The 20,096-nt window shown below is 62.1% G+C and carries 20 protein-coding genes; 13 read left to right on the top strand and 7 right to left on the bottom strand.

Translation table 11 applies throughout. The features are described from left to right. Positions 1–49: 49 nt before the first annotated feature. Positions 50–388 carry a hypothetical protein gene (locus ATN00_RS15495; protein ID WP_021244062.1) on the top strand — a complete coding sequence of 113 codons (339 nt, stop codon included), beginning with the start codon at positions 50–52 and terminating at the stop codon, positions 386–388. Between the two features lie 161 nt (positions 389–549). Here the strand turns inward: ATN00_RS15495 and ATN00_RS15500 are convergent, their stop codons facing one another. From ATN00_RS15500 to ATN00_RS15530, 7 genes are all read right to left on the bottom strand, one after another. After that, positions 550–2,925, bottom strand: a complete 2,376-nt coding sequence (locus ATN00_RS15500) for a TonB-dependent receptor (protein WP_161626263.1) — start codon at positions 2,923–2,925, stop codon at positions 550–552. Positions 2,926–3,163: 238 nt separating this feature from the next. Next, a complete protein-coding gene (locus tag ATN00_RS15505) occupies positions 3,164–4,318 on the bottom strand; it encodes an epoxide hydrolase family protein (protein WP_021244060.1) in 1,155 nt (384 codons plus the stop codon). 11 nt (positions 4,319–4,329) lie between these two features. Further along, the gene (locus ATN00_RS15510; protein ID WP_081659663.1) at positions 4,330–5,133 is read right to left on the bottom strand and encodes a hypothetical protein; all 804 of its coding nucleotides are present in this window, start codon (positions 5,131–5,133) and stop codon (positions 4,330–4,332) included. Positions 5,134–5,149: 16 nt separating this feature from the next. Beyond that, positions 5,150–6,565 carry a coniferyl aldehyde dehydrogenase gene (locus ATN00_RS15515; protein WP_021244058.1) on the bottom strand — a complete coding sequence of 472 codons (1,416 nt, stop codon included), beginning with the start codon at positions 6,563–6,565 and terminating at the stop codon, positions 5,150–5,152. Beyond that, positions 6,562–7,482, bottom strand: a complete 921-nt coding sequence (locus ATN00_RS15520) for an HpcH/HpaI aldolase/citrate lyase family protein (RefSeq protein ID WP_231746299.1) — start codon at positions 7,480–7,482, stop codon at positions 6,562–6,564. The genes ATN00_RS15515 and ATN00_RS15520 overlap by 4 nt, the downstream gene beginning before the upstream one ends. After that, a complete protein-coding gene (locus ATN00_RS15525; RefSeq protein ID WP_021244056.1) occupies positions 7,443–7,895 on the bottom strand; it encodes a MaoC family dehydratase in 453 nt (150 codons plus the stop codon). Before ATN00_RS15525 ends, ATN00_RS15520 begins: the two co-directional genes overlap by 40 nt. 25 nt (positions 7,896–7,920) lie before the next feature. Then, a complete protein-coding gene (locus ATN00_RS15530; protein WP_021244055.1) occupies positions 7,921–8,697 on the bottom strand; it encodes an enoyl-CoA hydratase/isomerase family protein in 777 nt (258 codons plus the stop codon). 117 nt (positions 8,698–8,814) lie between these two features. On the opposite strand from ATN00_RS15530, the gene ATN00_RS15535 reads away from it, so the two are divergent. The 12 genes from ATN00_RS15535 to ATN00_RS15590 all read left to right on the top strand — a co-directional run bounded on the left by ATN00_RS15535 (position 8,815) and on the right by ATN00_RS15590 (position 19,985). Beyond that, on the top strand, positions 8,815–9,519 hold the full coding sequence (locus ATN00_RS15535; RefSeq protein ID WP_021244054.1) for a glutathione S-transferase family protein: 705 nt from the start codon (positions 8,815–8,817) through the stop codon (positions 9,517–9,519). A 247-nt stretch (positions 9,520–9,766) separates the two neighbouring features. After that, positions 9,767–10,981, top strand: coding sequence for an acyl-CoA dehydrogenase family protein (locus ATN00_RS15540; protein ID WP_021244053.1), 1,215 nt, complete (start codon positions 9,767–9,769; stop codon positions 10,979–10,981). Positions 10,982–11,060: 79 nt separating this feature from the next. Further along, positions 11,061–11,654 (top strand): NADPH-dependent FMN reductase, encoded by a 594-nt coding sequence (locus ATN00_RS15545; RefSeq protein ID WP_031290697.1) that lies wholly within the window; start codon positions 11,061–11,063, stop codon positions 11,652–11,654. A 327-nt stretch (positions 11,655–11,981) separates the two neighbouring features. Beyond that, entirely contained in the window at positions 11,982–12,467 is a 486-nt protein-coding gene (locus ATN00_RS15550; RefSeq protein WP_197413605.1) for a MarR family winged helix-turn-helix transcriptional regulator, read from the top strand. A gap of 166 nt (positions 12,468–12,633) precedes the next feature. Then, the gene (locus ATN00_RS15555) at positions 12,634–13,824 is read left to right on the top strand and encodes an acyl-CoA dehydrogenase family protein (RefSeq protein WP_021244050.1); all 1,191 of its coding nucleotides are present in this window, start codon (positions 12,634–12,636) and stop codon (positions 13,822–13,824) included. Further along, positions 13,821–14,696, top strand: coding sequence for an SDR family oxidoreductase (locus ATN00_RS15560; RefSeq protein ID WP_021244049.1), 876 nt, complete (start codon positions 13,821–13,823; stop codon positions 14,694–14,696). Before ATN00_RS15555 ends, ATN00_RS15560 begins: the two co-directional genes overlap by 4 nt. After that, entirely contained in the window at positions 14,686–15,468 is a 783-nt protein-coding gene (locus ATN00_RS15565) for an SDR family oxidoreductase (RefSeq protein ID WP_021244048.1), read from the top strand. Before ATN00_RS15560 ends, ATN00_RS15565 begins: the two co-directional genes overlap by 11 nt. A gap of 28 nt (positions 15,469–15,496) precedes the next feature. Further along, positions 15,497–16,264, top strand: a complete 768-nt coding sequence (locus ATN00_RS15570; RefSeq protein ID WP_062066107.1) for an SDR family NAD(P)-dependent oxidoreductase — start codon at positions 15,497–15,499, stop codon at positions 16,262–16,264. Positions 16,265–16,269: 5 nt separating this feature from the next. Further along, entirely contained in the window at positions 16,270–17,193 is a 924-nt protein-coding gene (gene kce / locus ATN00_RS15575) for a 3,5-dioxohexanoate:acetyl-CoA acetone transferase (RefSeq protein WP_021244046.1), read from the top strand. Between the two features lie 33 nt (positions 17,194–17,226). Further along, positions 17,227–18,003, top strand: coding sequence for an enoyl-CoA hydratase-related protein (locus ATN00_RS15580; RefSeq protein ID WP_021244045.1), 777 nt, complete (start codon positions 17,227–17,229; stop codon positions 18,001–18,003). Between the two features lie 42 nt (positions 18,004–18,045). Then, entirely contained in the window at positions 18,046–19,218 is a 1,173-nt protein-coding gene (locus ATN00_RS15585; protein ID WP_021244044.1) for an acetyl-CoA C-acetyltransferase, read from the top strand. 14 nt (positions 19,219–19,232) lie between these two features. Continuing rightward, positions 19,233–19,985 (top strand): enoyl-CoA hydratase/isomerase family protein, encoded by a 753-nt coding sequence (locus tag ATN00_RS15590; RefSeq protein WP_021244043.1) that lies wholly within the window; start codon positions 19,233–19,235, stop codon positions 19,983–19,985. Positions 19,986–20,096: the final 111 nt, after the last annotated feature.

Genomic DNA, 20,096 nt, shown 5'->3' on the forward strand with positions numbered 1-20,096 from the left:
ACCATGCGACTATACTGATATGCCCAAAGCAAATGAGCCGGAATGATCCATGTCTGACGAGGAGATGAAGCTCACACCGGAAATGCGCCAGACGATGGCGGAGCCCGATCCCACGGTTCTTGCCATAGAAAAGCTCATCCATGCCGCCAAAGGGGACGATAAAAAGATCGAAAAAATCGTGCGCGGATATTTGCGCAATGCGATTTTCGTTTTCCAAGGCCACATGGTGAGACGCGCGTTGCGTGATCTCGATCTCAAACAAGATGAACTGAGCGATGAACTGCTGGCACAGATCGCCGCCGATACAGGCGGATATATGGGCAAGTTTCGAGATTGGCTTCTCATCGAACTGAACCGCGCCAACGTGAAGCCAAAGTCGACAAATTAGCGTGCGCTCTGAGCCCGAAAGGCAAGAAGCGTACGGAACCCATCCGGCAGCATTTCCGTAGGATATTTAGGGTAACGGAGGGCAAATTGGCGCACCGCAAATCAAGAACTTGCTTCCCCTGCTTACCCCGAAGGTTCGGTTTTACACCAACAAGGAAGCAGCTAGAATCGATAGCTCGCAGAAACCCCGTAGGTGGCAGGCATCGCTGTATATCGCACGATCACATCCTGGGTGACGAACTGGTTGGTCCAGTAATAGGTGTCCGTCACGTTCCGTCCCCAGACTGATAACGTCCACTTATCATCCGGACCGGAAATCCCGGCGCGCAGATCGAGTGTCGCGAAAGCCTTGATGCGCGAGCTTGCCGGAGCGCCAAGCGTCGAATTGGTCTTGCTGTTGTAGAGGACATTGGCACCGACGAACGCGTTGAGGTCGCTGCTCAGAGCCCAACGATATTCCGCATCGCCGACCAACTGCCATTTGGGAGAGAAGGGCAGCTCCGATCCGCGATAGTCACCCAGGACCCGGTCATTGTTGATCCCGACAAAATCCAGAACCTTCGAGTCGATCCAGGTACCCGCCGCCCGCAGCGTGAGCCCGGACAATGGACGAGCAGTGATATCGATCTCCGCCCCGTTGATCCGGGATTTGGGAACATTCACCAGTTTTTCGAGCTGGTTGAAGATCGGATCAATCACAAGACCACGAATCTGCTTGTCGTCATAGGTATAGTGGAAAAGAGCTGCGTTGATCTGCAGTTTCCTATCCAGAGCGGTCGCTTTGATCCCGACCTCATAGGCGGTGACCGATTCCTGCTTAACCGGCGCGAACTGTTGCGTTGTCGAAGCCGGAACAGTCGGGAAATTTCCTGACTTATAACCGCGCGACACCAGCCCATAGAGCAGCACATCGCGTGTCGGCTTGTAGTTGACGCCCACTCGCCACGAGACGTTGTCCTCGTGGAGCGTGCTCTCAAAGGGAGTCCTGATCAACAGGAACGTTGTTTCATCCATATTGACGCAGGTGTTTGCGTCGGGTGCCGGTTGAGCAACACCGCTGATCGCCTGAGAGAGCTGCCAAAACACAAATTGCTGGCCGGGACCACCGCGCATACAAGCGGTATAGTCATTTTTGGTATCGGTATAGCGCGCACCCGCGAGGACGGTCAGCTGGTCCGTGAGCTTATATTCGACGTTTCCGAAAGCGGCCAGATCGCGGATATTCTCCGTAATCGTGGTATCTCCGTTGTCGACGCCAAAGCCAGGCAAGATGGCCGTATTGGTCGAATCATTCACCAGAAAATTGTCGGAACTACGAATCTTGTTTTTCGCGTAATTGCCGCCCAGCGTCCAGTTCAGCCTGTCGCTTTCTCCGGAAAGCCGCAACTCCTGAGTGAAGGTTTTGACATTGCCACGCGATTCGACGCCTGCGTTTTGCAGGGTCGTGCCATCGCGGTCCAGTTCGTAGTCCTGGCGGAAGCGGGTGTAAGAGGTTAGCGACGTCAATGTGATGCCGCTGCCCAGCTCCAGATCGCCCCGAAGGGAAAGCTGCCACAGGCTGTCATCGCGCTTCAGGTTCCTGCCCATATCCCAATCGGCGGCACGTGCGTTGCCCGGTGCGAGAGAAAGGGCCCGGAATGCGGCGACACGCCGGAGAGTTTCCACCGGATCATATTGACCGGGCGCGGAAGCGTCCTGCTGGAGCTTGAGTCCGACAAGCTGCGCCGCCTGGGTATCGGACTTGTTGCGCCAACCGTTAGCGCTGAACAGGAAGGACAGCGTATCGGTCGGCTTCCAATCCAGAAGCAGGCGACCGCGCAGGATGTCCTGCTTACCGAGCTTGTCATCGCGGGTGTAGCTATACTGCCAGCTACCCGATTGCGTTGTACTGCCGGCCAGCCTGAAGCCCAGGGTGTCGGTGATCGGCCCGCTGACGAACGCCTCACCGTCAAACGTGTCGAAGCGGCCATAGGAGGCTTTCACGCCAGCCTGGAAGTCTGACGTCGGTTTGGCGGCGATATAGTTGATCGCACCACCCGTCGAATTCTGGCCGAAGAGAATGCCCTGGGGCCCCTTCAGCACCTCGACACGCTCCAGATCGAGCGTGGCGCCCTGCGTGTAGGCGCTGTAAACGAGGGGAACCTGGTCGACATAGACGCTGACAGCAGGGCTCGCGCCCAATGTATAGTCGTTGAAGCCGACACCCCGGATCGTGAAGAGCGGCGTGCCGTCCTGGCTCTTGGTGAAGGTCAGTCCGGGCGAGATCTTGACGAGATCGCCGGTTTCACGAATGCCCAGATTGGTGAGCTGCTCGCCATCCGCGGCCGTGATCGAAAGACCGACATTGTTGAGCGACTGCGAACGCTTTTGGGCCGTGACGATGATCTCGCCCAGTTGGTCGCCGGATGACTGAGCGGAAGCCTGCGGCGCAGACGAAGGTTCGGTTTGCGCGAGCGCAGGCGACGCAAACTGGTGCGCCAGCACGACCATGCCGAGTGACTGAAACAGAACCCGAGCCTTCAAGGGCGCCTTTATCATGAACATCCTCCTTCTGCGGCCATCATGACCGTCGAAACCTCGTCGGGCTCACGTCGATGATATCGACTCCCCGATCGCTGCCCCAGCCATTACAACATTCTGGGGATAGTGCAATATATAAACGATGCAGATAGTGCATGGTTGAAATCTGGCACGATTCTGAGAAGCCGTCCAAACGGAAGCGATCGGCGATCCCGCTGTGAAATTCAGCCAGCAAGCACCTGTCGGCGTTGCCGGCTCACCGCATGGCGCGAAACGCCTGTCTTACTTCGCGGGCGAAGATGTGGGGTTGCTCGAAGGCCGCAAAATGCCCTCCCCTGGCCAACTCGTTCCAATAGACGAGATTGTGCATGCATTTCTCTGCCCAGCTTCTCGGTGCCCTGTAGATGTCCCCAGGGAAGATGCTGCATGCCACCGGAAGGTGAAGCTCCCTTGCGCCAAAGGCACCGTGGAAGCTTTCCCAATATAATCGGGCTGAGCTGGCCCCGCTGTTTGTCAGCCAGTAGAGCATGATGTTGTCGAGCAACTCATCGGCCGTGAAGATATTTGCCGGATCGCCGTCGCAGTCCGACCACTCGTAGAATTTCTCGTATATCCAGGCGGCCTGGCCGACGGGGGAGTCGGCAAGCAGATAACCGAGCGTTTGGGGACGACTCGCCTGCAGTGTCGAATAGCCCGATTGCCAGCGGTTGTAATAGACGAGCGCTTCCAGCATCGCCGCCTCCTCGTCGCTCGGTTCAGCGGGAAGCGGATCGGGGATTACGAATGGAAGATTGAGGTGGATACCGAGCAGCCCAGCGGGGCGCAGCACGCCCATCTCGGTCGTGACGACGGCGCCCCAGTCTCCGCCTTGAGCGCCGTAGCGTTCATAGCCCAGGGCCTGCATCAGGATGTCCCAGGTGCCGGCGATACGCTGCACGTTCCAACCCGGTTCGACCGGCTTGCTGGAGAAACCAAAGCCCGGCAGCGATGGGATCACGAGATGGAATGCATCCTCGGCCTTGCCGCCATGACGTGTGGGATCGGTAAGCGGCTCGATGCACTTGAGAAACTCGATCACCGAACCCGGCCAACCGTGGGTGAGGATCAGCGGCATCGCCCCTTCATGAGGCGAACGGATATGAAGAAAATGGATGTCAATGCCATCAATCCGCACCCGGGACTGCCCGAGGTCGTTGAGGCGGCGCTCGCAGCGCCGCCAGTCATAGCCAGACTTCCAATAGTCGACCAGTTCCTTCATCCGCGAGAGCGGTACACCCTGCGACCAATCGGCAACCGGCTCGCAGTCGGGCCATCGAACGTCATCAAGGCGCTGGCGGAGCCGGTCCAACACCTGGTCCTCGACGCGCAGGGTGAAGGACTCAATGGCTCCTGCAAGGGATAGTTCGACCACGATCCTTGCTCCTATCCTTGGCCGAGTGAGCGGGCCGCATTCCTGCTTGCTTGCGCCTGCTCTATCATCACGGCTCCAGCCATCCGCAGGACGATGAATACCAAACCGATGCTCAAGAGCGTGCCAAACGTCACGAATGCCGTAGACGTGGCTGGCGCGTCGAGATGCAGCGCGATGATGACCGGACCGCCGATGCCAAAGTTCGCGGCGTAAAAGGTCATCGGGAAAATGGCGAAGAGGCCAAGAAGGTGCGCAGGATGCGTTGCCCGTTGGCGAAGCTCGATAGCAGCAAGCGAGAAACAAATGACCTGCGTTGCTTCGAGGATGCCGATGATGATGGGGTAGTTGAACAAGCGAAAGACGTGCGGCCCCCAATATTCATAGGCACCGCCGTTTATGCCGTTGATCCCGAACATCTCGAACACGCAGGACATGACCACTTCCAGCGCGAAAAAAATATACACGCTGTTTTTAGAAATCGCGCCGTCGTGAATGGACTTGGTGATGATCATGGCCGCGCTGCCATAGAGGATGGCATATCCGCTATGGGTCCAATTGGGTTGAGCCACGCCAAAGGCCGTAAAATGGGACCAGATGCCGGGTTCATAGAACCAGAGCATCAGACCTTCATCATAGAGCGGTTCAGCAAAGGCGCCGAACATGGCGGCCAGAATCAGGAGAACGTAGAACGGCGTTCTCTCTCGGACGCCGAGCCTAGCCGCGATGAGCAGCGCCACGGCGGTCAATCCCCAACTCCCCCATGTCAATATCGCCTGCGTGGTGAGATTGAGCGGATGATCGATCGGCGGGGTCATATCCTTCTCCTCGTGTTCAATGCGCCCGGCTGCCGCCAAGGTTCTTTGCGATGAATTTCCTCAGCTTCGCACCATAGGGCGGGCGAAAGCCGGCGATGCGGGCGACATCGAAGCGCGACTGGCGGAAAATGCCTCGCGCATTGCTGAACTCGCGAAAGCCCTCGATGCCATGATAGACGCCGAAGCCGGATTCCCCGATGCCGCCGAAGGGCAAGTCTTCGACAGTCACATGGAAGACGACATCATTGAGCGTGACGCCGCCGGAGACGGTCCGCGACAGCACTTCCCGTTCTTCAGTCTTGTCGCGACCGAAGAAATACAGGCCGAGCGGGCGCGGTCGCGCGTTGACGAACGCGATCGCTTCGTCAAGCGAGCCATAGGACAGGATCGGAAGAATCGGCCCGAAAATCTCGTCCTTCATGACCGCGGCGTCGAGCGGGCAATCTTGAAGGATCGTGAAAGGCAGCCGCCCGTCGTTTGCGCGCGCACCGATCTCGGTCACGCGCGCGCCGTGCGCCCGGGCCTCCTCGACATAGCGCGAAAGCCGCTCGCGGTTGCGGTCGCCGAGCACGGAGGCATATTCCGGGTTGGCGGTCAGATTGGGATAGATGGCTTCCGCCGCCGCAGCGATCCCCTTGGCTACCGCGGCCTCTTCGCTGGCGGGCACCAGCATATAGTCCGGTGCGAGACAGATCTGGCCGGCGTTCAGAAGTTTGCCGGTGACGATTCGATCGCACATCAGCGCCGTGTCGGCGTTCGAGCCGACAATGACCGGCGACTTGCCTCCCAGTTCGAGCGTGAGAGGCACCAGATTATCCGCCGCCGCGCGCATGACATGGCGCCCCACGGCCGTCGACCCGGTGAAGATCATGTGGTCGAACGGCAGGGCGGAGAAGGCGGCCGCCACGTCCGCGCCGCCCGTTACCACCGCGATTTCGTCCTGATCGAAGGCCGACGAAATGGCATCCGACAATACGCTCGATGTCGCCGGGCTATGCTCGGACGGCTTGATCATCGCACGATTGCCAGCGGCAAGGACTCCGGCGAGCGGGCCGAAGGTCAGATAGAGCGGGAAGTTCCAGGGCGACAATATGCCGACAACCCCCTTGGGCTGATATTCAATCCAGGCAGAGGCGCCGAACAGGCGGAGCGCCATGTCCACAGGCCGCCGTTCGGGCCGCATCCAGCGATCGACATGCTTGAGCGTATGCCGCAAGGTCTGGAGCGACGCGACAATGTCGTAGAGCTGGGACTGCTCGCGCGCGCGGACACCGAAATCCTCAGCCAGCGCGTGGCAGAACCGGGACTCATGACTCGACAGAGCCTCAATGGCGCGCCGCAGGCGGTCCTTGCGCAGCGCAGCCGATACGGGCGATGGATCGCGCGATTGCGCGCGCTGGCTTTCAAGGATCGCGCCCGGATCGTCGGTCATGATTGAAGTACCTCTCCTGTTGTCGCGAGCAGCCGTTGCGCGGCTACAAGATGCGGACGGTCCAGCATCCGGCCGCCAAGTCCCACGACGCCGCTTCCAGGCGACGCGGCGAAGGCCGCGACGACTGCCCTGGCGTCCTCGATCTCCGTCTCGCTCGGCGCGAAGACCTCGTTGATGACGGAAACCTGATCGGGATGGATCGCAATCTTGCCCGCAAAGCCGGCGTGCCGTGCAGCAAGACCGGCTGCCCGCAATCCTTCGCCGTCACGAAAATCGGCATGAAGCGTATCGATCGCAGGCACGTCGCACGCCGCCGCGGCCAGAAGGGCAAGCGCGCGCGCCAGGCGAAAGCTGTCGTCCCATTCGCCGGACGGACGCTTGTTCCCGCGGGCGCCAAGCACTGTCGCCAGATCCTCGCCGCCCCAGGTCAAGGCATGAAGCCGCCCGATCGGCGCGGTGAGTTCCGGCAATCTGAGCACCGCCGCAGCCGTCTCGGTAACGACGGGGAGAATGCCGATGGCACCGGGAGCGATGCCCTTCGCGCTCTCCGCCATATCCAGGTAATGCCCGCAACGATCGATGTCGTGACGGCCGCAAGCCTTGGGGAGAACGATGCCGGCGACGGCCGCGTGAGTCGCCGCGAGTAGGTCTTCGAGTACATGGGGGCTGTCGAGCGGATTGATCCGCACATAGAGCTTGGGCACAGTGCTGCCATCGAGATCGGCGAGTTGGCCGGCGAGCAGCTTCCGGGCCTCCGCCTTGCGGTCGGGCGCCACGGAATCCTCCAGATCGAGGATCAAGGCGTCGGCTTCCGATTGCAGCCCTCGGGCGATCTTCCGCTCATTGTCCGCGGGGACAAAGAGGAAGGAGCGCAGCATCATACCGATCGCCGCAGCATCAGTGCGGCGCGCAGGCATCGGGCGACAAGTTGGTCCTTCTGGTTGAAGGCCTGATGCTCGAAGGTGACGATGCCGGCATCATCCCGCGATTTGCTGATGCGGGCCTCCTTGACCGTGGTTCGAGCCTTTATGGTGTCGCCCACGAATACGGGAGCCGGAAAGCCGACATCTGTCATGCCGAGATTGGCGATGGTCGTGCCCAGCGTGGTGTCGCCAACCGAAAGACCGATCATAAGGCCAAGGGTGAAGATGCTGTTGACGAGCGGCTGCCCAAATTCCGTCCGCGCGCAATAGTCCGCGTCGAGATGGATCTGCGCGGGATTCATCGTCATCGTCGTGAACAGGACGTTGTCCGTTTCAGTAACGGTGCGCCTGGTTGCATGATCCAGGATCAGGCCCGGCGCCAATTCCTCGAAATATAATCCGGCCATGTCGATTCTTGATGTCCTTGTTGGTTCAGCCTTGAAAAACCGGCTGCTTACGGGTTGCGATGGCGTCGATCGCGCAGGGCACCTGATCGCCCGATGCAAGGGCGACAATTTCGGTGGCTTCGCGATCGAGATGGTCTGCCAGTCCCGATGTCCTGGCCGCCTCGGTGAGGCGCTTGATGGCCGCATAGGCCGCTGTCGGCCCCGAAGCCAATTGATCGGCGAAGGCCACCGCTTTGCCCTGAAGGTCCGCTTCGGGCACGACCTCATCCACGACTCCGATGCTTCGCGCCTCTTGCGCCGACAGGAAACGTGAACTGATCAGAAGCGCCGTCGCGCGCCTGGCCCCCAACGCGCGGGTCAGGAAGTAGCTGACGCCCGCGTCGGCGCTCAGGCCCAGGCGGGAATAGCCGGTCGAAAACCGAGCCGTGTCGGCGCACAGAATGAAATCGGCCGAAAGCGCGAGTCCGAAGCCGCCGCCAATCGCATTGCCCTGGACGGCGGAAACAATGGGCAGGGGCAGTTCGCACAACTTGAGCTGGGCTTCATGGAAGCGGGCGGCCATATCGCGCAGGACATCCGCCACGCCATTTCCTGAAGCGGCGAGATGACGAACATCACCGCCAAGACTGAAATTCGCGCCGCGCGCGTCAATCAGGATCGCGCGGCCCGGATCGGCGCAGGCGGCCTCAATCGCTTTTGCGAGATCGGCAATGAACTCAGGGTCGACGGCGTTTCCTGCTTCCGGGCGGTTGAGGGTCAACCGCCCTACCGCGCCTTCACGCGCATATTCGACAAGGGCCATAGGACGCTATCCTCTCATTGCCGAGCTTGTGATGTGCATTGACCCAAGCTCGCCCAAACCCTATCTTCCCTAAATAGTGTCGTCAATGCACAGTTTTAAGAATGACGGGAGAGCGCCGTGGCAGGGATCATCCTCCATCAACTGGAAATTTCACCGTTTTGCGACAAGGTGCGGCGTGTTCTCACCTATAAAGGCCTCGACTATGCGGTGCATAATGTGCCCATGGCGGACCTCGGCAAACTCAAGCGGCTGTCGCCGGTCGGAAAGGTTCCGATCCTTGAACTGGATGGGCGCGTCCTGCACGATTCGAGCGACATCTGCCGCGCGCTCGACCTCCACGCCCCCCAGCCCGCCCTTTTTCCGCAGGAGCCGAAGGCCCGCGCGCTGGTCGACCTGCTGGAAGACTGGGCAGACGAGAGCCTCTATTTCTTCGAGATGACGATGCGGTTCACCTGGCCTTATGACCGCGAACGCTGGGTGAGCGAAATCCTCAAATATGACAATGCGTTGATGCGGCGCATCGCCCGGCCGCTGGTTCCCTATCTCACGCGAAAGCAAGGAACCGGACAGGGCCTCGCGCGCCGGAGCGAAGCCGACATTCTGGAAGAACTGAAACGCCACGCGCGGGCGCTTGGCGCCCTGCTGGATGGTCGGGACTTCCTCGTTGGCGAGAGCCTCACGCTGGCGGACATTGCGGTGGTGTCCCAACTGGAATGTGTCGCCGGTTCCGGGCGCGGCCTGGACGTGCTGCGCAGCGAGCCTGCCATATTGCCGTGGATGGAGCGCGTAGAGGCCCTGACGGGAGGCCCCGCCATCCGGTGAGACAGCGCATCGCAAGCGCCATTTTGTTCATTCAATAAACACTTGCCAAAATGCAGTGTTTGGCTAGATAGAACCCCAAGTGCTGATCGGGAACATGCCGTGATCGAGGCCGAACCGCTTACATTTCCGCCCGGAAACAGGTTGGATTTCAAGCGATCGAGTCCCTGCCCTGGTGCGACCGATCGGCGCGTAGCCAGTCGCAAGATCGCCCATTTTCGCGATCTCTGCAGATGCGAAGGAGAGGCCCATGGGCAAGCATAGTATCGAAATCACACCGGCCGAACGTGACGATCTCGTGGCGCGTGCGCGCAAGCTCGCCGAGAGCTTTTCGGCGGTAGGCGCCAAGGCCGACGAAGAAAACCAACTGCCGCTCGAACTCGTCCCCCTCTACAAGGAAAGCGGTCTCGCGAAGCTCATCGTTCCCAAGAAATATGGTGGCTTCGGCGCCGACCTGTGGACCGTGGCGCTGGTCGAGAAGGAACTGGCTTCCTGGGGCGATCCGGCGATCACCCTGTCCTTCAACATGCACCATGTGATGGTGGGCATCTTTCGCGATCTCTTGCAGGAGGAAGCGCGAACCAGGCTGTTCAGGCAGGTGGTCGAGGACAATGCCCTGATCTCCGGTCCGTTCAGCGAGGAACGCGCCGGCTTTTCCACCATCGCGGATACGGTTGCCGTCCCCGACGGCAATGGTGGATGGCATGTTTCGGGCAAGAAGAACTGGGCAACCTTCATCGAGGGGGCGGACATCGTCACCTTCAACGCCACCATTACCGACGCCGATGGAAAGGTTCCGGAGGACTATGAAGAGCACAAGGCACGCGAGTCGGTCTTCATTGTTCCGGTGAACACGCCGGGGATCAGCATCCAGCGTACCTGGGATACGTTCAGCATGCGGGCTTCGGGCACGCAGACCTGCGTGTTCGACAAGGTGCCGGTGCCCGCCGACGGTTATGGCGGCCCGTTCCGCACCGGCCTGATCGGCGAAATGGAATGGGTAAGCTTCCCGTTCGCCGGCGTCTATCTGGGCGTTGCGGACCGGGCCTTGCGCCTGGTTCGGGATTCGCTCGCGAAGAAGTCGCTCGGCCATACCGTGTCGGGCGCGAACGTGATGGTCCGGGACGTGGGGCATATCCAGCACCAGCTCGGCCAGGCGATCGTGGAACTGGAACTGGCTGAACGCGCAGTGCGCGGAACCGCCGACCTTCTGGCGGCAGGCGAAGATGCGAACTGGAGCGCGGCTGAGCGCCCTGCACGGATTTCGATCGCGAAGATCGCCGCGACCGAGGCCGCCGTGCGGGTTTCCGATATCGCCATGCGCCTGACCGGCGGCGGAGCGATCCGGCGCGGTGGACCGCTGGAGCGCGCGTTCCGCGACGCGCGCGCCGGCATCTACCACCCACTTTCCGGAGATGCCGTTTACGAATTGCTTGGGAAATCGCAACTCGGCGTACTTGGCTAAGGTCGCTGTCCGGCACCGGCACGTAAGCGCCGGTGCCGGCCCCTGGGCTCGCCCTCTTCCCGGCGAAGGTAATTATTTCATGACTGCTGCATCGCCCTTCATTCTCGGCATAGGCGGAACGGTCTCTCCTGGGGGATCAACCGAGCAGGCCCTTGCCATGGCTCTCGCAACGGCCGAACAACTGGGTGCGCGGACGCTGTTGTTCGGCGGCGCGGACCTGGGCCGACTACCACACTACCTCAGCCCTCGCGCCATGGATGTTCCGGAGGCGAGAACGCTGGTTGACGCGGTGCGGCGCGCCGACGGCGTGATCATCGCCAGTCCGGGATATCACGGGTCGATTTCCGGCCTGGTCAAGAACGCGATCGATTATGTCGAAGAAACCGCGAAAGATCCCCGTGCCTATCTGGACGGTGTTCCGGTCGGTTTGATCGCTACCGCCTATGGCTGGCAGGCAACAGGGTCTACCCTCGCTGCGCTTCGCTCGATCACCCACGCCCTGCGGGGATGGCCGACGCCGCTTGGCGCGGCTGTCAACAGTTCCGGAGGCCTGTTCAGGGATGGCAGATGCACGGACGCGGCCGTTTGCGATCAACTCGCTTTGGTCGGGCGCCAAGTATATGATTTCGCGCGGCTCCGCACGGCTAGCGGCGGCGGGGAACCCGCACCATAGCCTGATTGTAGCACATTTATCGGCTGGTCGGAGAGGCGCTTTGAGAGATTTGCTCTTTCATGGAGACGCCCCCAAATCGCACGCATACGCCACATCAGATCGCACAATAATACACTTTCGTCATTGTCCTTTGATTGTAATGTTTTCAAGCGCCACTGAATATTCTATGAAGGGCGCAGGCAGATATCGAGGACGTAGATGACGGCGCAAACGGCCACCCGGCAGAAGAGGAAGGATGATGCGGTAGCCGAGCCGGCATATGGCCCGCCGCTCCCGTTGGTCGGCGAGTTGCTGAACTTCTTCTATCCGATCCACTATCGGATCGGCATGGACCTCGAAACGGTGATGTGTCAGGGGCGCATCTCTCGCAAGCAGGCGGCGATCCTGTGGCTCATTCATTCGCGCGCGGATGCAGCCGGTTGGGTGCGGCGCAAGGATATCGAAACTCGCCTCGCCACTTGGTTCGAGATGAGCAATTCAAACGTATCGAAGCTGTTGCGCGAATTGTCCAAGCCGCCCCTCTCTCTCGTTTCGCAAATCGAGAATCCTGATTCGGGGCGTGAGAAAGTCGTCAGACTGACAAAGGCCGGCGAGAAGTTCGTCGACGGAATGGTCAAGGCGTCGGTCGACTATCTGGCGGGCCAGTTATCGCATCTAACCACGGATGAATTGCGCTGGGGCGTCGATTTCTTTGCCTTATCGTTCCGCAATTCAGCCCGTGAAGCGCGCCTCAACGGCGCAATCCCGCACCTTGCGCCCCCGCCCGGTGAGATCGAAGGGGCCAACGAGCGGTCGCATCCGCCAACACGCTAAATTCAGCGTCATTCTCTTTTCATCGCGGCCTTCGCATGAGGGCCGCGTTTGCATGCCCATTTGCCGCAGTTCTGAATAGTGTCGTAATAGAATACTTGCCATAATGCACATTCCTGCTAGGAGACGATTCACAGCCTGATCAATGGCGGAAGAGGATGCATGCGGCATGGCGGAAAGCGATCAATCCGAGGCGTGGACATATCGGCTCAATACCGAGCGTCAGGAGATTCTCGACCAGGCCGACCGTTACGCGCGCGCCGAACTCTATCCGCTTGCCGAGCGGATGGATGGCGAGGAATGGTGGCCGGTCGATATTATGAGGCGGCTTGGCCATGCCGGCTATCTCGGCATTACGACTCCGGCGCAGTTCGGCGGGCTTGAGTCGGACATTTTCACCGCTGGACTTGTCGCGCAAGCCTTCGCACGATGGAACCATGCCCTCGCGCTCAGCTGGGTCGTTCACGAAAATCTTTGCCTCAACAACATCTATGCCAATGCTGACGACGAGCAGCGTACGCGCTTCCTGCCAAGGCTGTGCTCGGGCGAATGGACCGGTGCGCTTGGGCTGACGGAACCCGGTGCCGGTTCGGACGCGCTCGGTTCGATGCGCGCCACCGCGCGCCGGGATGGCGACGACTATGTGCTCAACGGCACCAAGATCTTCATCACCAACGGCCCGGTCGCTGACGTGGTGCTGGTCTATGCCAAGACCGATCCGGCGGCGGGAGCCAAGGGAATCTCGGCCTTCGTCGTCGAAACGGATCGGCCGGGTTTCCATGTTGCCCAGAAGCTCGAGAAAATGGGCTGGCGTGGCAGCCAGACCGGTGAGCTGGTATTCGACGAATGCCGCGTACCGGCCGCCAATCTGCTGCGAGAGGAGAATAGCGGCGTCCGGGTCGTCATGAGCGGCCTCGATCTCGAACGCGCGATGATCTCGCCCCTGTGCCTGGGCATTTGCGAACGGGCGCTCGAATTGTCGGTCGATTATGCCAAGACCCGCGTACAGTTCGGCAAGGCCATTGGCGAGTTTCAGATGGTGCAGTCGCGCCTCGCCGATATGTATGTCGCCGTCCAGACGCTGCGCGGCTTCTGCTATCAGGTTCTCTCGCGCTGCTCCGAACTGGGGCATGGCGAGGGCGGACGCGGCGAGATTCACGCCCTGACGGCCGCCTCGGTCCTCTACGCCGCCAACACCATGAACCAGGTGCTGGACAATGCGGTCCAAGTGCATGGCGGCACCGGCTATATCTGGGAGTCGGAGATCAACCGGCTCTTCCGCGCCACCAAGCTCATGGAGATCGGCGCGGGAACCACAGAGGTCCGCAAGCTCATCATCGCCGGCGAACTTCTCAAATGAGCGCGCGTACTGTCGATGATCTTCGGCTGGACGATGCTCCGCTGGCGCTTGCGTCCGGCCTGCTCGACGGGCGCACGGCCATCGTGTCGGGCGGGGGCAGCGGGATCGGCAAAGCGGCGGCATGGGTGCTGGCGCGTCTCGGTGCAAGGGTTGCGATTTGCGGGCGCAACCCCGAACGGCTCGAAGCGGTGCAATCCGCCTTCGACGCGCGTGGTTGGCCCATCCTCGCCCACCCCTGCGATATTCGCGACGAGGCCGGGATAGAACGGCTGCTGGACGCCGTAGCGGCGCGTTTCGGCTTGCCGGATATCCTCATCAACAATGCCGGCGGCCAGTTCGCGCAAGGCGCGTCGCAGATCGCGCCCAAGGGCTGGCGGGCCGTCATAGAAACCAATCTGACGGGGTGCTGGCTGATGATGCAGGCCGTGGCCCGGCGATGGATCGACGGAGGCAGGGGCGGTGTCATCGTCAATGTCACGGCCGCCAACGGCCGCGGCATGCCGGGCATCGCGCACAGCGCCGCCGCGCGCGCCGGCGTCGAGAATGTGACCCGCACCGCCGCGGTCGAATGGGCGCCCCATGGCATCCGCATCAACTGCCTCGCGCCCGGTCTTGTCGATAGCGGCGGCCTCTCTGTCTATCCGGAAGCCGCACGCGCCGCCTTCGCCCGCGCCAATCCCCAGCGCGCGACCGGCGATCCCTGGGACATCGCCCAGATCATCGCGTTTCTCGCCAGCGACACCACGCGATTCCTCACCGGCACGACCATCACGGCCGATGGCGGCGGCGCCCTGTGGGGCGACCTCTGGACGATCGAGCGTCCGGTCTATTTCTCCGACTCCTTTCAGAAAGCAGAAATCCATGTCGCTTGACCCGCAATGTCTCTCGGGCCGCAATGCCATCGTCGTCGGGGCGTCGAGCGGTATCAACCTGGGCGTCGCCCATCGGCTGGGTTCGTTGGGCGCGCGCCTGGCGATCGTCAGCCGCTCCGAGGATCGCATCGCCGCAGCGGCCGACACGCTGCGCGCCGATGGCGTGGACGTCACGCATCATGCCGGTGATGTCCGCGAGCCTGCCGCCCTGCAGGCGATCATGGAAGAGGTGGCGAATGCCAAGGGGCCGATCGATATCGTTCTCTCGGGCGCGGCGGGCAACTTCTTCGTGCCGGCGGCCAAGATGTCGCCCAACGCTTTCAAGACGATCGTCGACATCGACCTGATCGGCACATTCAACGTGCTTTCGGCCGCCTATCCGCATCTCAGGCGTCCCGGCGCCGTCCTCGTTAACATCACGGCGCCCCAGGCCCAGCGCGCCATGCCCATGCAGGCCCATGCCTGCGCGGCCAAGGCGGGCATCGACATGCTGACCCGTTGCCTGGCGCTCGAATGGGGCGCGGAAGGGATCAGGGTCAACGCTGTCTCCCCCGGCCCGATCGCGGACACCGAGGGGCTGGCGCGGCTCGCGACCGATGCGGACCTCGCCGAACGCATTCGCGGCGCGCTCGCGCTCCCCCGGTTCGGCCAACGTATCGACATCGGCAATGCGGTGGCCTGGCTGTGCAGCGAGGCGGCCAGCTTCGTGACCGGAACCACCATCGACTGTGACGGCGGCATGCGCCTCGGCAACCTCTACGCGCCTGAATGAAGCGCGCAAACCATCAAGGAGCAAACCCATGGATATCGGCAACAAGGTAGCGATCGTCACCGGCGGCGGCTCGGGCCTCGGCGAAGCGACGGCGATCAGGCTTGCGGAGGGCGGCGCCAGGGTCGCGGTCGTGGATCTCAACGCCGATGCGGCGAACGCGGTCGCGGAGAAGATCGGCGGCAAGGCGTTCGCCATCGACATTGCGGATGCACAGGCAGGCGAGAAGGCGGTCGCGCAGATCGTTGCCGAACTCGGCACGCCGCGTATCCTCGTCAACTGCGCGGGCGTCGGCACGCCGATGAAGATTCTTGGCAAGGACGGTCCGCTGGCGCTTTCGGCCTTCGAGAAGGTCGTACGCATCAACCTGATCGGCACCTTCAACATGCTGCGCCTCGTCGCCGACGCGATCGCGCGTGATCAGGAGCCGGGTGACGGCAAGCAGACCCAGGGCGTCATCATCAACACCGCCTCGGTCGCCGCCTTCGATGGACAGATCGGCCAGCCCGCTTATTCTTCCTCCAAGGCCGGTGTCGTCGGCCTGGCGCTTCCCGCCGCGCGCGAACTTGCGCGTTACGGCATCCGGGTGCTGACCATCGCGCCGGGCATTTTCCTGACGCCGATGCTCAAGATCCTGCCCGATGAGGCGCTGGAATCGCTCGGCCGCTCGGTTCCCTTCCCGCCGCGCCTCGGCGAGCCGGAGGAGTTCGCCAAGCTCGCGCTCCACATGATCGACAATGACATGCTGAACGGCGAGGTCGTCCGTATCGACGGATCGATCCGCATGGCCGCGAAGTAAGTTCCATGTCCAAGGTCATCATCAGTTGCGCGATCACGGGGTCGATCCACACACCTTCGATGTCGCCCCATCTGCCGGTGACGGCCGCCGAGATCGCGCAAAGCGCGCTGGAGGCGGCCGAAGCGGGTGCCGCGATCGTCCATCTGCACGCCCGCGATCCCGAAACCGGCAAACCCGTTCACACGCCGGAGGATTTCGAGCCGTTCCTCAAGGTCATCAAGCAGGGCAGCGATGTCGTGGTGAATATCACCACGGGAGCCTCGCCCTATATGCCGGTGGACTATCGGGTGAAGCCGGCGGAAGTGTGGAAGCCCGAAGTCGCCAGCCTCAACATGGGGTCGATGAACTTCGGTCTGTTCCCGATGCTCAAGAAGGATCGGACATGGAAGCACGCCTGGGAGCCGGAAATGCTCGAGGCCAGCCATGACCTCGTCTTCCGCAACAGCTTCCAGGACATTCGCTACGCGCTCGACACGCTGAACGCCACTGGCACGCGCTACGAATTCGAGTGCTACGACACCAGCCATCTGCATAATCTCCACTATTTCTGGACCGAGGGGCTGGTTCAGGCGCCTCTGTTCATCCAGACCTGCTTCGGCCTCCTGGGCGGCATCGGCGCGCACCCGGAAGAAGTGCTGCACATGAAGCGCACCGCCGACCGCCTGTTCGGCGACAACTACCGCTGGTCGGTGCTGGGCGCCGGGCGCAGCCAGATGCAGGTCGCGGCGCAGGCCGCCGCCATGGGCGGTCATGTCCGCGTCGGGCTGGAGGATAATCTCTGGCTCGACAGGGGCGTCCTCGCGCCCTCCAACGCCGCGCAGGTCATCCGCGTCCGACAGATCCTCGAAGGGCTTGGCCTCGAAATCGCCACCCCCGACGAAGCGCGCGACATCCTCAAACTCAAGGGCGGCGACAAGGTCGGGTTCTGACCCCGGCGCCGCTTCGACTTTCGGAGACACAAGATGAGCCAGTTTCAGACGATCATCGTGGAGCAGCACGGAGCGGTCACTCTCATCCGCCTCAACCGTCCCGATGCCCTCAATGCCCTCAACAGCCAGGTGCTGGCCGACCTGATCGAAGCCTTCGCGGCCTATGAGGCGGACGCCAGCCAGGGCTGCGCGGTGCTCACGGGTAGTGAGAAAGCCTTCGCCGCCGGTGCCGACATCAAGGAAATGTCCAACCGCGGCTTTTCCGAGATGTTCGGCGAAAATTATTTCGGCGGCTTCGACCGGGTCGTGGCGACGCGCAAGCCCTGGATCGCGGCGGTCGCGGGCTTCGCGCTGGGCGGGGGCTGCGAGCTTGCCATGATGGCCGATTTCATCATCGCCGCCGACACGGCGAAATTCGGCCAGCCCGAAGTCAAGCTGGGCGTTGCGCCCGGCATGGGCGGATCGCAGCGCCTGACCCGCGCGGTCGGCAAGGCGAAGGCGATGGACATGTGCATTTCCGGCCGGATGATGGACGTGCATGAAGCCGAACGCGCCGGTCTTGTGTCTCGCATCGTGCCCGCTGCGACCCTTGTGGAGGACGCCATCAAGGCCGCGGCGGAGATCGCCGCCTACCCTCCGCTCGCCACCATCGCCAACAAGGAAATGGTCAACGCCGCTTTCGAGACGGGTCTTTCGGCGGGCCTCCTGTTCGAGCGCCGCCTGTTCAATGGCCTGTGCGCGACCGCCGACAAGCGCGAGGGCATGGTCGCCTTCGTCGAAAAGCGCAAAGGCGCGTGGAGCGGAAAATGACCACGCTTTGCTCCCCCTTCAGCATCACCGGAGATTTCAGCCATGAGTGAAGCCTATATCGTATCGGCGGCGCGCACCGCCGGAGGACGCAGGAAGGGCGCGCTGGCCGGTTGGCATCCCGTCGAGCTGGCCGCCGAAGTTCTCAACGCCACCCTCGACCGCACCGGCATCGATCCCGCCGCGATCGACGATGTCATCATGGGCTGCGTCAGCCAGGTGGGCGAACAGAGCTTCCATGTCGGTCGCCATGCCGTGCTGGCGTCCCGCCTGCCGGAGACCGTGCCGGCCGTCACCATCGACCGCCAGTGCGGCTCGTCGCAGCAGGCGATCCATTTCGCGGCGCAGGCGGTCATGTCGGGCACGCAGGATGTGGTCCTTGCCGCCGGCGTCGAAAGCATGACCCGCGTACCTATGTTCACCGCGACGAAGCTCCCCGCCGAGGCGGGCCTGGGCACGCCGTTCGCGGACCGTATCCGCGAGCGGTTCGGGGTCGCCGAGTTCAGCCAGTTCACCGGCGCGCAGATGATGGCCGACAAATATGGGTTCGACCGGGATGCGCTCGACCGCTTCGCGCTGGAAAGCCATCGGCGGGCGGTCGCCGCGATCGATGCCGGCGCGTTCGACGATGAAATCGTCCCCGTCGCAATCACTGATGCACAGGGCAATTCGCAGTTACATGTCCACGATGAGGGCGTTCGCCGTGACGCTTCCCTGGAAGGGATCGGCTCGGTGAAGACGCTGCAGGAGGGCGGTGTCGTCACCGCCGCCAACTCCAGCCAGATTTGCGACGGGTCCGCCGCCGTTCTGGTGGTGAGCGAGGCGGCGCTTAAAGTCCATGGACTGACGCCGCTCGCCCGCATCGTCAATCTGACCGTGACCGCCGGCGATCCGATCATCATGCTCGACGAGCCAATCCGTGCAACACGGCGCGCGCTCGATCGCGCGGGCCTCACCATCGACGATATCGACCTTTATGAAGTCAATGAGGCGTTCGCGTCGGTCAATCTCGCCTGGCTGAAGGAAACCGGGGCCGATCCAGCCCGTCTCAACGTCAACGGCGGCGCGATCGCGCTGGGGCATCCGCTCGGCGCATCCGGCGCCAAGCTGATGGCGACCCTGGTTCACGGCTTGCGCAAGCGCGGCAAGCGTTATGGCCTCCAGACGATGTGCGAAGGCGGCGGCATCGCCAATGTGACGATCATCGAAGCTCTCTGACAGCGAGGCTCTTCATGCGTTGGCAGCACATATATTTCGGCATCACGGACGGCGTCGCGAGAGTGACGCTGGCCCGGCCGGAAAAGCGCAATGTGCTGAGTCGTGCCCTGCTCGCGGAGATCGGCGAGGCGCTGGGTGAGGTAGAGCGGACCAGCGCGCATCTTCTCATCCTCGATGCGGAGGGAAAAGCCTTTTCTAGCGGCGGCGACCTTGCCGATCCCATGACGCATGCGGGCGAACTGGGAACCCTGCTGGACGACCACTATCACCCATTGCTCAGACGCCTTGCCGGCCTTCCCTGCCCCACGGTCTGCATGGTCGACGGCCTGGTCGTCGGCGGCGCCTGCGGGCTGGTGCTCGCCTTCGACATGGTGGTGGCCACCGAGAAGGCGCGCTTTGCCTTCCCCTTCACCCGGATCGGCCTCATCCCCGATTGCGGGTTGAATTGGCTGCTTTCCCGAACTGTCGGCCCGATTCAGGCAAGGCGCCTGCTTCTCTTCGGCGAGACGATCGACGGCGAAGAGGCTGTCCGCATCGGCATGGTTTCCCGCCTTGTCGAGTCCGGCGCCGTAGCTTCCCTTCTGTCGTCGCTCATCGAGAATGCAACGACGCTCGATCCCCTGGCCGTCGCCGGGACCAAGCGCGCCGCCGCTCTCGCCGAAACCCAGACTTTTGAGCAATCGCTCGCGACCGAACGGGAACTTCAGCACCAGGCGGGACGGTCGGCGCGCTTTGCAGCGACCCTCGCCAGTCTATCGAACCGCTAGGATCGGAGAGGCACCAGCGATGGCCAGGATCATCCATGCGACAACATTGCATAAATTGAACATTTCATCTAATGCACAGTCAAAGAATCGGAGAGGATGGATTAGCCATGC

It is taken from the genome of Sphingobium baderi, from assembly GCF_001456115.1.
GTDB classification, from domain to species: Bacteria; Pseudomonadota; Alphaproteobacteria; order Sphingomonadales; family Sphingomonadaceae; genus Sphingobium; species Sphingobium baderi_A.